This window comes from Paraburkholderia haematera (genome assembly GCF_905220975.1).
GTDB lineage: Bacteria > Pseudomonadota > Gammaproteobacteria > Burkholderiales > Burkholderiaceae > Paraburkholderia > Paraburkholderia haematera.
In genome coordinates this window covers 1-13043 of record NZ_CAJNBK010000020.1, presented here as the reverse complement: position 1 = coordinate 13043, position 13043 = coordinate 1, and the positions used below count along the sequence as shown (strand labels likewise).

Annotated in this window: 12 protein-coding genes; 3 read left to right on the top strand and 9 right to left on the bottom strand. The window is 63.4% G+C overall.

The window, feature by feature from the left end:
* Positions 1 to 27 precede the first annotated feature (27 nt).
* From aroB to pilM, 6 genes are all read right to left on the bottom strand, one after another.
* The gene (gene aroB, locus KHO23_RS26110) at positions 28 to 1113 is read right to left on the bottom strand and encodes a 3-dehydroquinate synthase (RefSeq protein ID WP_211614456.1); all 1086 of its coding nucleotides are present in this window, start codon (positions 1111 to 1113) and stop codon (positions 28 to 30) included.
* Positions 1113 to 1664, bottom strand: coding sequence for a shikimate kinase (locus KHO23_RS26105; protein ID WP_211614633.1), 552 nt, complete (start codon positions 1662 to 1664; stop codon positions 1113 to 1115). The genes aroB and KHO23_RS26105 overlap by 1 nt, the downstream gene beginning before the upstream one ends.
* Positions 1665 to 1770: 106 nt before the next feature.
* On the bottom strand, positions 1771 to 3510 hold the full coding sequence (locus tag KHO23_RS26100) for a type IV pilus secretin PilQ (protein ID WP_407946072.1): 1740 nt from the start codon (positions 3508 to 3510) through the stop codon (positions 1771 to 1773).
* Positions 3510 to 4448: a hypothetical protein gene (locus KHO23_RS26095; RefSeq protein WP_211614454.1), complete on the bottom strand. Its 939-nt coding sequence runs from the start codon at positions 4446 to 4448 to the stop codon at positions 3510 to 3512. The genes KHO23_RS26100 and KHO23_RS26095 overlap by 1 nt, the downstream gene beginning before the upstream one ends.
* Positions 4445 to 5170 (bottom strand): fimbrial assembly protein, encoded by a 726-nt coding sequence (locus KHO23_RS26090; RefSeq protein WP_407946074.1) that lies wholly within the window; start codon positions 5168 to 5170, stop codon positions 4445 to 4447. The genes KHO23_RS26095 and KHO23_RS26090 overlap by 4 nt, the downstream gene beginning before the upstream one ends.
* A complete protein-coding gene (gene pilM, locus KHO23_RS26085) occupies positions 5170 to 6162 on the bottom strand; it encodes a type IV pilus biogenesis protein PilM (RefSeq protein WP_211614451.1) in 993 nt (330 codons plus the stop codon). Before pilM ends, KHO23_RS26090 begins: the two co-directional genes overlap by 1 nt.
* A gap of 253 nt (positions 6163 to 6415) precedes the next feature.
* Between pilM and KHO23_RS26080 the strand changes: the two genes are divergently transcribed.
* Positions 6416 to 8815 carry a penicillin-binding protein 1A gene (locus KHO23_RS26080; RefSeq protein ID WP_211614449.1) on the top strand — a complete coding sequence of 800 codons (2400 nt, stop codon included), beginning with the start codon at positions 6416 to 6418 and terminating at the stop codon, positions 8813 to 8815.
* 149 nt (positions 8816 to 8964) lie between these two features.
* Here the strand turns inward: KHO23_RS26080 and cyaY are convergent, their stop codons facing one another.
* The gene (gene cyaY / locus KHO23_RS26075) at positions 8965 to 9282 is read right to left on the bottom strand and encodes an iron donor protein CyaY (RefSeq protein ID WP_211614448.1); all 318 of its coding nucleotides are present in this window, start codon (positions 9280 to 9282) and stop codon (positions 8965 to 8967) included.
* 35 nt (positions 9283 to 9317) lie between these two features.
* Between cyaY and lptM the strand changes: the two genes are divergently transcribed.
* Both lptM and lysA read left to right on the top strand, forming a co-directional pair.
* On the top strand, positions 9318 to 9671 hold the full coding sequence (gene lptM, locus KHO23_RS26070) for an LPS translocon maturation chaperone LptM (RefSeq protein WP_211614446.1): 354 nt from the start codon (positions 9318 to 9320) through the stop codon (positions 9669 to 9671).
* A 9-nt stretch (positions 9672 to 9680) separates the two neighbouring features.
* Entirely contained in the window at positions 9681 to 10943 is a 1263-nt protein-coding gene (lysA, locus tag KHO23_RS26065) for a diaminopimelate decarboxylase (protein WP_211614444.1), read from the top strand.
* A gap of 79 nt (positions 10944 to 11022) precedes the next feature.
* On the opposite strand, the gene msrQ is transcribed toward lysA, so the two are convergent.
* Positions 11023 to 11724: a protein-methionine-sulfoxide reductase heme-binding subunit MsrQ gene (msrQ, locus tag KHO23_RS26060; RefSeq protein WP_211614442.1), complete on the bottom strand. Its 702-nt coding sequence runs from the start codon at positions 11722 to 11724 to the stop codon at positions 11023 to 11025.
* Between the two features lie 14 nt (positions 11725 to 11738).
* Positions 11739 to 12734 carry a protein-methionine-sulfoxide reductase catalytic subunit MsrP gene (gene msrP / locus KHO23_RS26055; protein ID WP_211614440.1) on the bottom strand — a complete coding sequence of 332 codons (996 nt, stop codon included), beginning with the start codon at positions 12732 to 12734 and terminating at the stop codon, positions 11739 to 11741.
* Positions 12735 to 13043 lie beyond the last annotated feature (309 nt).

The window sequence follows — 13043 nt, the reverse complement described above, 5'->3', positions numbered from 1 at the left end:
TTGCTGCCAAGCCCTCGCCGAGTCGGTCTAGACGGCGGCTGCCAGCGTGGCATGCACCTCGGCATCGGGCGCCTGGGTGATGAGCGTCTCACCGAAACGCTTCAGCAGAATGAATTTGATCGCGCCGGCTTCCGCCTTCTTGTCGACCCTCATGAGTTCGACGTAACGCGAATCGCCGAGCGCGGGCGCCCGGGTGGGCAAATGCGCGGCAACGATCACGTCGACCAGACGCTTGCGCGCCGCTTCGTCGAGATAACCCATACGCACTGACAGGTCCGCCGCCATCACCATCCCGCAGCCAACCGCCTCGCCGTGTAGCCACTCGCCGTAGCCGAGTCCGGCTTCGATTGCATGGCCGAAGGTGTGGCCGAAATTGAGGATCGCGCGCAGCCCGCCTTCGCGCTCGTCCTGCGCCACGACCGACGCCTTGATTTCGCACGAGCGCTTGACCGCCTCGGCCAGCGCTGCGGGCTCGCAGCGATTGAGCGACTCGATGTTCGCTTCGATCCAGCTGAAGAAACCGACGTCGGCAATCGCGCCAGTCTTGATCACTTCGGCGACGCCCGCTGCCAGTTCTCGCGCCGGCAGCGTACGGAGCGCGCCGATGTCGGCGATCACGGCCTGCGGCTGGTAGAACGCGCCGATCATGTTCTTGCCAAGCGGATGGTTGATGCCGGTCTTGCCGCCCACCGACGAATCGACTTGCGACAGCAAGGTGGTCGGCACCTGGATGAACGGCACGCCGCGCATATAGCAGGCCGCCGCAAACCCCGTCATGTCGCCGATCACGCCGCCGCCGAGCGCGATCAGCGTAGTCTTGCGGTCTGCGCGCGAGCCCAGCAGCGCGTCGAAAATCAGGTTCAGCGTTTCGAGGTTCTTGTACGCTTCGCCGTCCGGCAAAACGACCGTGGACACCTGCTTGCCGAGCGGCGCGAGCGCCGCGCGCAGCGCGTCGCCATAGAGCGGGTCGACCGTGGTATTCGTGACGATGGTGACCGAGCTGCCGGCGATATGCGGCGCGAACAACGCAGTCTGGCCGATCAGGTCGGCACCGATATGGATGGGGTAGGCGCGCTCGCCCAGTTCGACATTGACGGTAATCATACGGTCCATTATGACGCAGGATGTTTGGCGACGCCGGCCAGCTCGAGCTGCATCAGAACCATGTTGACCAGTGCGTTGACCGAGGGCCGGCCGGTTTCGATCACAAAGTGCGCGCATTCCCGGTATAGCGGATCGCGTACTTCGTAGAGCGCCTCGAGGCGCGCTTTGGGGTCTTCGGTCTGCAAAAGCGGGCGATTCTTGTCGCGCCGGGTGCGCAGCCACAGATCGTGCGGATTGGCGCGCAAATAGATCACCACACCCCGATTTTGCAACGCTTCACGGTTTTCCGGCCGCAGCACCGCACCCCCGCCTGTCGCCAGCACGATATTTTCGCGCCCGGTCAGGTCGGAAATCACGTGCGCCTCGCGATCGCGAAAGCCCGCTTCGCCTTCCAGCTCGAAGATCACAGGGATGCGCGCGCCCGTACGCGCCTCGATTTCATGATCGGAATCGAAGAACGGGCGATCGAGACGGCGCGCAATGGCCCGGCCCACGGTGGTTTTGCCCGCCCCCATGAGCCCTACAAAAAATACATTGGCGTGTGCGTCCCGCGCTTGCAACGGTGTCCTCTGGCTAATCCGGTATGGTTCGTGCCGCAGCTTACTGGCAAAGCGGCTGCCTTGTCGAGCCTGCAGGCCGCCGCTGGGCAGCGGCAGCAGCATGCCCCTAATTTGTCTGAACGACGCGCGGCGAGATGAAAATTGCCAGTTCACTGCGCTGGTCCCGATGGGCCCGATGGCGAAAAAGCGCCCCTAAAAACGGTATTTTGCCCAGGACCGGCACCCGCGTCACATCGTCCCGGTTGTCGGTCGCGTAAATTCCGCCGATCGACACCGTACCACCATCTTCGACTTCGACGCGCGTTTGCACGTGTTTGGTGTTGATCGCCGGCCCGGCGTCGGTCTGCTCGCCGACGCTATCTTTGGCGATGTCGAGGTCCAGCACCACTCTGCCGTCCGGCATGATTTGCGGCTCGACCTCCAGCTTCAGCGTAGCGCGGCGAAACTGCACGCCGGACACACCCTGCCCCACTTTCGCCTGATAGGGCAGCTCGGTGCCCTGCTCGACGACCGCTTTCATCCGGTCCGCCGTCACGACCCGAGGGCTCGAGACGATTTCACCGCGCCCTTCCGCCTCCAGCGCACTCAGTTCGATGTTGAGCAGCCGCGTCGCCCCCGCTGCGAACAAGGTCAGCCCGGCGGTGGCGGCGTCGAAACCGGAAATTGGCCGTGCCGACAGATCGTACACGGTGCCGTCTTTGCCTCCCGACAGGCCTCGGGCGGTGCCATCGACGCTGGCGTTGGCGGCCGCCATGGAAAGGCGCACGCCGAGATTGCGCGAAAAACCATGCTCGCCTTCAACGATACGCGCTTCGATCAACACCTGACGGGTCGGCCGGTCGACGGAAGCAAGCAACGCCGTGATTTGCGCAAGCCGCCCTTCGAGATCGGTGACAAACAGCAGATTGGTGCGTGGATCGGCAGTCGCGGCGCCGCGTTTGGACAGCACGCGCTGGTTGCCGGCGCCGGTCAGCAGGCGCCGCACGTCTTCAGCACGCGCGTAGTGAAGCTCGAACGTGCGGCTTGCGAGCGGCTCAAGATCGGCGGCTCTGGCGTGCGCTTCGAAACGCTGCCGTTCACGCGCGGCCAGATCCGCAAACGGCGCGACCCAGATCACGTTGCCGTGGCGCTCCATGGCCAGCCCGTTGACATCGAGCAAGGTATCGAACGCGGTGCGCCACGGCACCTTGTCGAGCCGCAGGGAAACGGCGCCGCGCACTCTCTCGCTCGCGACGATGTTCAGTCCGGTGAACTGGGCGAACGCGTTGAGCACCGCGCCGAGTTCGGCGCGCTGGAAATTGAGCGAGATCGGTTTGTCGTCGGCGGCGAGTGTGGCGTCTGCAGGCGTTTTCGGTGCGCCGCTCAGGCGCGCAAGCGGGGGCAGCGGCACTGGCGGCCCCTCAAGGGCCGAGGTCCCGATGATGTCGTCACGCGCCACCGCCGCGGAGTGCCGCCGTAGCGGCACTGAACCGTCTGCGTCGCCGCCCGGGTCGTCGGCGCTTCCGCTTTCGGCGCTTGCCACCGCTCGCGATACGCCGGGCCCGTCGGAGGACTCGTCGCGAAACGGGTTGGACACTTCGGCAGCGACGCCGCGCGGCAGCGGCGGTACATCGTATCGAGCAACGGGCGGCGCGACAGCGTCATCAAGCGGCATGTACGCGGGCAGCGGCGGCAGCGCTGGGGCCGAAGCGTGTGCGATGCCGGCGCTTATCGCCATGCCGGCGACAAGGCTGCGAAGCGGGCCTCCAGACAAGCCTCCGAGCAGGCGGCGATACACACCGAGGCCAAAACACACGCGAACGCCAACCCGCGACGCGTCGGGATCGAACGGCTCCATCAGCCTCATCAGGACGCCTCCGTCAGTGCCAGCGTGCGCGTCGCGCCGCCCACGGCCAACGTGATGCTGAGCGCGTCGAGCCGCGTGACGCGCTCGGCACCGAGCTTCTGCCCGGACACGACCGTGGTGGCGCCATCCGGTGTATCGAGCAAGGCGAGTCCGCGTGTGCGATCGTGTAGCACGCCAACGAGGCGAAGTTGAGAAGCGTCGGGCTGCAGCTCGCGGGAGGCGAGCATCTGCGCAAGCGAGAACGGGTCAAAGAATACGATGTCTTCTTCGTCCTCCGAATCGAGGCTCTCGTCGGCAAAGACGTCCACTGTTGCACCATCAGCAGCGGTGGAAGACGCCGGCCTCAGCGCATTGAATACATGCAGCGTTGCCCTCACCGCTAACGAAGCGGCATCGCGATTGACTGTCACATCGATGGGAACGATCAGCACCGGCAGATCCGACAGACCGCGCAAAAATGCCATCAGGTGGACGAAATCGGTGTGCGCGGTGAGTTGTACAGGACGCATCCTTTCGGCATCCGAGCCACTCGCGGCGCCCGGTTCTAACGAGAGCAACGAGACGCCATTCTGAGCCGCGAGTTCGGACACGATGCGCACATCGTCCGCGGAGGTCCACGACGCAGGCAACGGCAGGCCCGGACCCGCTGCAGCTTCCCGGCGCAGCGCGGGCAATTGCGCCAGCGCGCGGCGCGCGTCCGCGAGATGCCGTGTGGCCGCCTCCAATGCCGCACGGCTCGCCTCGACGCCGCCGAAATCGGCGACAACCCAGCCATGCGCACCAAGTCCGAACACCAACGCTGCGATCAGCAACGCGACCACCCAACGGCGCCGACGGCTCCAGGCAACGAGTGGCATACGCACACGCATCATCCACTGGGAAATAGACTGCCGCGCGCTCGCCGCGCCGCCGCCGAACTCGACAAAAGTCGTACTCATTTCGCACCTCCTGATTGTTCAGACTTCACGGGACGCTGCGCCGCCGGGCCGGACGTACTGACCGTTTTCTTTGGCGGGTTGCCCCAGCGCAGATGCGCGCCGAATTCGATCGGGCCGGTCGCGCTGGCCGCCGCAACCGCACCGCTGCGTGGCGCCGAGCGATGCAGGTCGCTTACCTCCGCGCCCTTGACGCCATGGATCGCGCTCAAGCGTTTGAGCCACTCGGCCGACGCGATATGTCCGCGCGAGGTCGCGAGCAACTCCGTCTCGTACTCACGGTGGCGCAACTGCTGCAGCACCACGCCGTCACCGGGGTCAAAACTCAAGGCGTTCAGCAGATCGCGCAAATGCGTAAGCGGCTCTGACAAGTTCATCGCAAGCGCCACGCTTTTGCGTTGTTCGTCTTGCGACCGCAGTAATCTCGCGTGTTCCGCGAGTGGCATGCTCAATTGCGTGAGCGATTGTTCGATCGCCACGCGCCGCGCATCGAGCCTCGCCCTTTCGAATACCTGCCACCCAACGACCGCGAGTACAGCCGCAAAACCGGCGAGCGCCGCGGCAGCCCATTCGAGCAAACGCTGCCGGCGCGCGAGCCGCGCATTGCGTTGCCTGTACGGCAACAGATTGAAACCGCCGAGCCACGACCGTGCAAAGCGCCCGCCACGCGTGGAAGGGTGCGTGCCCGAAGCCGCCGAATGCACACGGGTGCGCAGGCCGCGCATCATTCGAGCACCCCGCGCAACGCAAGTCCGAACGCCACCGCGGCGGCAGGCTCGTGCAACAACGGATCGTGCAGTTGACATGCGAGACCGCCAAGCGCCGCGCATTCGAACGGCAGCACGGTGCAGCCCAATACGTCGGCTATATCCGCAATCGAGAAACCCACGCCGTCAAGCAAATCGACCTCGCCGCTCAGGAACGCGCAGTCGAGTTCGGGGCCGTGTGCGAGATCGCGCAACGCGTCGGCGAGATCGGCATGCTCGGGCGCGGGGTAATGCATTTCGCCAACCTGGCAGTCGTCGACGATGCGCCAGCCGTACACGCCGTCCGTGCCGATCCAGAGCGCGACATAAGGCTCGTGCAGATCGAGTTCGAGGCTCGCCGCGTAGCGCATTGCGCGCAAAGCCGCATGCGGTTCGCCATCGATTGCGGTGAGCGAGATACCGGCGGTCGCCGCGCATTCGATACGCGCTTCGAGATGCTGGCGGGCGGTTGCGGCGATCGTCACGGAACGGATCGGCGAGCGCGTTTCGTCAACGAACCAGTCGACGGCCAACGCATGCCGCTCGAGGCCCGCGATACGCTCGACTTCGCTCATCACAGCCGGTTCGAGTTCGGCGAGCTCATGCCCGCCGTCGTCCGCGCAACCGGCGAGCGCGGCGAGCCGCGTGAGCGGCACGCTGGTTGTCAACGTTGCCGAAGCGGGCAGCGCCATCGCGCATCGCAATACATGGGTCGCACACGCGCGTGGCAGACCCGCGAATGCGTCACGCAACGCACGCGCCACCGCATGCCGGTCGGCGATCTCCGTACCGACCATCGCGCCGGCGCCAAGCGGCACGGTACTCGCGTATTCGATATGCAGCGCGGCACGTGTGCGCGAATGCTGACTCAACACGACCAGACGCACCGCCTGCGAACCCAAGTCGATCCCCGCAGCAAAACGCTGCGTCCCGAATCGCACATCTTGAAGCCACGAATCTTTGAACGTCATCACGCCCTCCCTCAAACTCACGCGACGAACCATTCGAACGCGAGTAACGAGGAGGAATTGTGCGTAGCCGCGCCGCCGCGCGACACTCAGCCAAATGGCTAACGTTGCGCGAAGCACGCCCTGCACGTCATCAAAGCGTCTACAGTGAAGTCATTCCCGCGCGGCGCACGGACTTGTCAAGAACTGTCAGTAAGCACGCCGAAAGCTGAAATGCGAGGCGGCTATAATCGCGGGACTGTTTTTTGGTGCCCATATGCAATCCACGTCTCCTACGTCCCCGCCGCCCGCGCCGCAGAAGCGCAAACGCCCCTTGTGGCTCAAGCTCGTCATGGGCTTTGTGGGTCTGATCGTCGCAGGCGTCCTGTGCGTGCTGCTGGTGCTCGGTTATGCGCTGGTGGTGGCAACGCCGAACCTGCCGTCGCTCGACGCGCTGACCGACTACCGGCCGAAGGTGCCCCTGCGCATCTATACAGCCGACCACGTGCTGATCGGCGAATTCGGTGAAGAGCGGCGCGACATCGTCCATATCCAGGACGTGCCCGACAGCCTGAAGAAAGCCGTGCTGGCCATCGAAGACGCGCGCTTCTACGATCACGGCGGCGTCGATCTCACAGGCATCGCGCGGGCTGGCTTCGTCGCGCTAACCAATGGTCACGCCACGCAAGGTGCGAGCACGATCACCATGCAGGTGGCGCGCAACTTCTTCCTTTCGAGTGAGAAGACCTACACGCGTAAGATCTACGAGATGCTGCTCGCGTACAAGATCGAGTCGAAGCTGTCGAAAGATCAGATTCTCGAGGTGTACATGAATCAGATCTATCTCGGTCAGCGTGCGTATGGCTTCGCGAGTGCGGCGCGGGTGTACTTCGGAAAAGACCTGAAGGACCTGACCCTCGCGGAATCCGCCATGCTGGCGGGCCTGCCGAAGGCGCCGTCCGCGTATAACCCGGTGGTCAATCCGAAGCGCGCGAAGATCCGTCAGGAGTACATCCTGCAGCGCATGTACGAGTTGCATTACGTCACTCAGGAACAATACGACGAGGCAAGCAAGCAGCCACTGGTCGTCAAGGGCGCGGGCAAGGAGTTCAGCGTGCACGCGGAGTACGTCGCGGAAATGGTGCGGCAGATGATGTACGCGCAGTATCGCGAGGAGGCGTACACGCGCGGCCTGAACGTCGTGACCACTATCGACTCGGCCGATCAGGACGTCGCTTACCGGGCGCTGCGCAGAGGTCTCATGGACTACGAGCGGCGCCACGGCTATCGCGGCCCGGAAGCGTTCATCGATTTGCCGTCCGATGCTGATGAGCGCGAACAGGCCATCGACGACGCGCTGCTCGAGCATCCCGATAACGGCGAAATCATCGCCGCGGTGGTGACGGCGGCGAGCCCGAAGCAAGTACAGGCTACCTTCATCGACGGCAATGTTGCGACCATTCAGGGCGACGGCCTGCGCTTCGCGCAGTTCGCGCTCGGCACGCGCGCACAGCCGAATCAACGCGTGCGGCCCGGTGCGATTATTCGCCTCGTGAAGGATGACGACGGCAACTGGTCGATTACGCAGTTGCCGCAAGTGGAAGGTGCGTTCGTTTCGGTGGTGCCGCAAGACGGCGCGATTCGCGCGCTGGTCGGCGGATTCGACTTCAACAAGAACAAGTTCAACCACGTGACCCAGGCGTGGCGTCAACCGGGTTCGAGCTTCAAGCCGTTCATCTACTCGGCTTCGCTTGAAAAGGGGCTCGGACCGGCCACCGTGATCAATGACGCGCCGCTCTTTTTCAGCGCCGCGGAAACCGGCGGCCAGGCGTGGGAACCGAAGAACTACGGTGGCGGTTTCGACGGCCCGATGACCATGCGCACCGCCCTGCAGAAGTCGAAGAACCTGGTGTCGATTCGCATCCTTAACCAGATCGGCACCAAGTACGCGCAGCAATACATCACGCGTTTCGGCTTCGATGCGGATCGTCACCCGGCTTATCTGCCGATGGCGCTCGGCGCGGGTCTCGTCACGCCCTTGCAGATGGCTGGCGCGTTCTCGGTATTTGCTAACGGCGGCTATCGCATCAACCCGTATCTGATCGCGGAAGTCACCGATCAGCGCGGCATCGTCGTGGCGCACGCGCAACCGCTGGTCGCCGAGCAGAGTGCGCCGCACGCGATCGAACCGCGCAATGCGTATGTGATGAACAGCCTGCTGCAAAGCGTTGCGCAACGTGGCACGGGCGCGAAGAGTAACGTGCTCAAGCGTACCGATCTCGGCGGCAAGACCGGCACGACAAACGATTCGCGCGATGCGTGGTTCGCCGGCTATCAGCACACGCTCACGGCCATCGCGTGGATGGGCTACGACAACCCGCGCAGTCTCGGCGATAAGGAAACGGGGGGCGGCCTCGCGTTGCCGGTGTGGATCGAATACATGGCGCGCGCGCTCAAAGGTGTGCCGGACTACAAGATGCCGATGCCCGACGGCCTGACCGAGCTCGGCTCAGAGCTGTATTTCGACGACTTCACGCCGGGCCACGGTTTTGTCGCGACAGTCGGCGTGAGTCAGGCGGCGCTGGAGGCCGGGGCGAGCGGCGCTGGCGCGGCGGCGCCTGAACAGGTCGGCGAACAGGAAAAGCAGGACATCATGAATCTGTTCCGCGGGCACTGAAGAAAGACCGCAGTTCGCCTGAACAAAGAAAACCGCCGCGCTCGATGCGCGGCGGTTTCGTTTGGGCGGTCAATTCAGCGGCCGTTCCGACGCTCGCTTTCAGCGCCGGCTTCGGCCGCCGTTCCGGCAGCCCCTTCAGCCCACGATGTCTACGCTTCGAAGTGAACCGGCTCGCCAGCCTGCTGCGTGGCGTACTCCGACAACGCGGCGAAAAACTCCGTGCCGCTGCGCGTATCGCGCCATTCACCGTCGATGAAACGGAAGTGGAAACCACCCGCCTTTGCAGCGATCCAGATCTCGCGCATCGGCGGCTGCAGGTTGACGATGATCTTCGTGCGGTTCTCGAATTCGAGGGTCAGGACATTGCCGCTGCGCTCGAGTTCGATGTCGGCTTCCACGTCGTCCAGCGCGCGTTCGATGGCGGCTAGCGCGGCTTCCGCGCGGGTCAGGTAATCACTATCGGACATGCTAAACTCCATCGATTATTTATTCAGGGACAGTCATGCGAGTCGTATCTCGGATGCGCGCGGGGGCGCCCGGCCGCGCGATTGTAGCGGGTTTAGCCATTCTCGCAGGTTGTGCACTTGCCGGCTGCGGGCAACGCGGTTCGCTCTATTTGCCCACCGTGCCGCCGCTGCCGGCCAAGCCGATCGACCGCACGCAACCGCTGCCGTCAGCGTCATCGGGTGAAGTGAAATCAGGTGCGCAAACTGCCTCCCCCATGGGTGAAGTACCGGATACCACTGGCGCGCCGCTCTCGTTGTCGCCGGAAAGCGAACTCGCCGCGCCGCCCGCGTCTGCCGCATCCGCTGCTGCGCCTGTGCAACCTGCCTCCGCCGTCACTCCAGTTCAATAAGACTTTCGCATGACTCGATCCGCATTTGACTACGTCGACGGCGTGTTGCACGCCGAGGGCGTGTCCACCGTCTCACTCGCCGAGCAGTTCGGCACGCCGCTGTACGTCTATTCGCGCGCCGCGCTCACCGAAGCATGGAACGCCTACGCCGGCGCTTGCGCCGGCCGTCGCGCAACCGTTCACGTCGCCGTCAAGGCCAATAGCAATCTTGCGGTGCTGAACGTGTTCGCGCGTCTCGGCGCCGGCTTCGACATCGTGTCGGGCGGCGAACTGGCGCGCGTGCTGGCCGCGGGCGGGAAAGCGGAAAACACCGTATTTTCCGGCGTCGGCAAGCATGCGGACGAGATGCGTCAGGCCCTCGCGGCCGGTGTCAAATGCTTCAACGTCGAATCGATTCCCGAGCTCGATCGCCTCAACGCAGTTGCGGCGGAAATGGGCAAAAAAGCGCCCGTCTCGTTGCGCGTGAATCCGGACGTCGACGCGAAAACGCATCCATATATTTCCACCGGCCTGAAGTCGAACAAGTTTGGTGTCGCATTCGAAGATGCGCGAGCAACGTATCAAGCTGCCGCAGCGATGACACATCTCGACGTGGTCGGCATCGACTGCCATATCGGCTCGCAGATCACTGAAGTCGCCCCGTATCTGGACGCGGTCGACAAGGTGCTCGAACTGGTCGAACAGATCGAACAGGACGGCGTGAAGATTCGCCACATCGACGTAGGTGGCGGCCTCGGTATCACCTACGACGATGAAACCCCACCGGAAATCGGCGACTTCGTGCGCACCGTACTGGATCGCATCGAAGCGCGTGGTCACGGGCATCGTGAGGTTTACTTCGAGCCGGGCCGTTCGCTGGTCGGCAATGCAGGCGTGCTGCTGACGCGCGTCGAGTTTCTCAAGCCGGGGGCGGAAAAGAACTTCGCCATCGTGGACGCGGCGATGACCGATCTCGCACGCCCTGCGATGTACGAGGCGTATCACGCGATCGAGGCTGTCGTTAAGCGCGAGGTGCCCGCTCACGTGTACGACGTGGTCGGCCCGGTGTGCGAAAGCGGCGACTGGCTGGGTCGTGAGCGTCTGCTGGCGGTCGAACCGGGCGATCTCCTGGCGATTCGCTCGGCTGGCGCGTACGGCTTCGTGATGAGTTCGAACTACAACACCCGTCCGCGTGCGGCCGAGGTGATGGTTGATGGTACACAAGTGCATCTGGTTCGCGAACGCGAAGAGGTCAAGCAGCTGTTTGCGGGCGAAACGATTTTGCCGGCGTAAACGTCAGCACCTAAGCGACATAAAAAAGGCGATGCCACTGCGGCATCGCCTTTTTTCATTTGCGCGCGGATCCTGGTGCTCAGCGCGTCTTTAACCCCCGCTCGCGCAGCCATACGATCAAGCGCCACCCCAACAACGCGACCATGATCGCGCCGTAGATCTTCGGCAAAATCAGGTCGTGCTTGCCCGCCTTCATCCACCAGAAATGCAGGATCGCAAGCCCGCCGATCGCATAGATCGCACGATGCAACGATTGCCAGCGGCGTCCAAGTTTGCGCACCATCGCGCGCGGTGACGTAACGGCTAACGCGATCAGCAGCATGAACGCGGCAAAGCCCACGGTGATAAATGGCCGCTTGCCGATGTCCTTGAGAATCGCGGCAACATCGAACCACTTGTCGAACCACAGGTAAGTGGTGAAATGAAGCGTTGCGTAGAAGAATGCGTAAAGGCCCAGCATCCGGCGGAATCGTGCCAACGCCGTGATGCCGGTCAGCCGCCGCAACGGCGTCACGGCTAGCGTGATGCAAAGAAACACGAGCGTCCACAAACCGGTCGAGCGCGTAATGAACTCGATAGGATTCGCGCCCAGCCGATCGGTCATGCCGAACAGCACGATACGCGCGAGCGGATACCACGCCGCGATAAACACCGCGATCTTCGCCGGCACGATCCAGCGCGCGCCGCCTGCAGGGCGCTTTGCCGTAGGTGTCGCCGACGCCGGCACGGCTCGCGGTGCTTTGCGTTCGGTTTGAGCTACAGATTGAGTATCAGAAGCCATGATCGCACCGTCGCTCAGAAGTTCTTCTTCAGGTCCATGCCTTGATACAGCGACGCGACCTGATCGCCGTAGCCGTTGAACATCAACGTCTTGCGCTTGGGCGTGAAGAAACCGTCTTCGCCGATGCGCCGCTCGGTGGCCTGGCTCCAGCGCGGATGGTCGACGTTCGGATTCACGTTCGAATAGAAGCCGTATTCGTTCGACGCATACGTGTTCCAGCTGGTCGGCGGCTGCTTGTCGAGGAAACGGATCTTCACCAGCGACTTCGCGCTCTTGAAGCCATATTTCCACGGCACCACCACACGGATCGGCGCGCCATTCTGATTCGGCAGCACCTGTCCGTAGAGGCCCATTGTCAGCAGCGTCAGCGGATTCATCGCTTCGTCCATCCGCAAACCTTCGGTGTACGGCCAATCGAGTACCGGCGTCGAAAGCCCGGGCATTTGCGAAGGATCGGCGAGTGTGATGAATTGCACGTATTTCGCATTGCCGGTCGGCTGCACGCGCTTGATCAGCTCCGAGAGCGGCACGCCGATCCACGGAATCACCATCGACCAGCCTTCGACACAACGCAACCGGTACACGCGCTCCTCGAGCGGCGCGAGCTTCAGCAATTCGTCGATGTCGTACACCTTCGGATTCTTGATTTCGCCCTCGACACTCACTTTCCACGGATGCGCGCGCAAGGTGCCGGCGTTGTGCGCAGGATCCGCTTTGTCGGTGCCGAACTCGTAGTAATTGTTGTACGTGGTGATGTCTTTGTACGGTGTGATCTTGTCGAGCGCGACGAACTTCGGGTTGGTCTTCGCCGCGAGCTTTTGCGCCTTAGGATCCGGCGACGAATACGCCGCCAACGCTTCGCCATTCACGCCGATCAAACTGCCGAGCACTGCCGCGCCGGCCGCCTGCAACACGCGGCGCCGGTTCTCAAAGACCCGCTGCGGCGTGATTTCGTTGCGTGCGATGTCATCGCCGATGAGTTGAATTCTGTCGCTGCGCTTGATCCACATCGTGCTGCTCCTTGCGGGCCCATCGGGTTGTCTATCTTACGGGGCCATATTGATGATCGGCCCGTTTAGCCACTCGCCCAGCCATCCTTAGGTACTGCCCTAACAAACACACTGGATGCAGCGAATATTCCGCCAGACGTAAAAAAACCGCCGGTGCGAAGCACGTGGCGGTTCTTAGTCGGCGCAGAACGGCGGATCTTACAGCTTGCCGTAGCTATGCAGCCCCGACAGGAACATGTTGACGCCGAGGAACGCGAAGGTCGTCACCAGCAGACCGGTCAGCGCCCACCAGGCCGCCACCGCGCCGCG

What these genes read in the sequence shown, in the direction of transcription:
- aroB (WP_211614456.1), bottom strand. Translation starts at nt 1,113, where the DNA reads ATGGACCGTATGATTACCGTCAATGTCGAACTGGGCGAGCGCGCCTAC.
- KHO23_RS26100 (WP_407946072.1), bottom strand. Translation starts at nt 3,510, where the DNA reads ATGAGGCTGATGGAGCCGTTCGATCCCGACGCGTCGCGGGTTGGCGTT.
- KHO23_RS26095 (WP_211614454.1), bottom strand. Translation starts at nt 4,448, where the DNA reads ATGAGTACGACTTTTGTCGAGTTCGGCGGCGGCGCGGCGAGCGCGCGG.
- KHO23_RS26090 (WP_407946074.1), bottom strand. Translation starts at nt 5,170, where the DNA reads ATGCGCGGCCTGCGCACCCGTGTGCATTCGGCGGCTTCGGGCACGCAC.
- pilM (WP_211614451.1), bottom strand. Translation starts at nt 6,162, where the DNA reads ATGACGTTCAAAGATTCGTGGCTTCAAGATGTGCGATTCGGGACGCAG.
- KHO23_RS26080 (WP_211614449.1), top strand. Translation starts at nt 6,416, where the DNA reads ATGCAATCCACGTCTCCTACGTCCCCGCCGCCCGCGCCGCAGAAGCGC.
- cyaY (WP_211614448.1), bottom strand. Translation starts at nt 9,282, where the DNA reads ATGTCCGATAGTGATTACCTGACCCGCGCGGAAGCCGCGCTAGCCGCC.
- lptM (WP_211614446.1), top strand. Translation starts at nt 9,318, where the DNA reads ATGCGAGTCGTATCTCGGATGCGCGCGGGGGCGCCCGGCCGCGCGATT.
- lysA (WP_211614444.1), top strand. Translation starts at nt 9,681, where the DNA reads ATGACTCGATCCGCATTTGACTACGTCGACGGCGTGTTGCACGCCGAG.
- msrQ (WP_211614442.1), bottom strand. Translation starts at nt 11,724, where the DNA reads ATGGCTTCTGATACTCAATCTGTAGCTCAAACCGAACGCAAAGCACCG.
- msrP (WP_211614440.1), bottom strand. Translation starts at nt 12,734, where the DNA reads ATGTGGATCAAGCGCAGCGACAGAATTCAACTCATCGGCGATGACATC.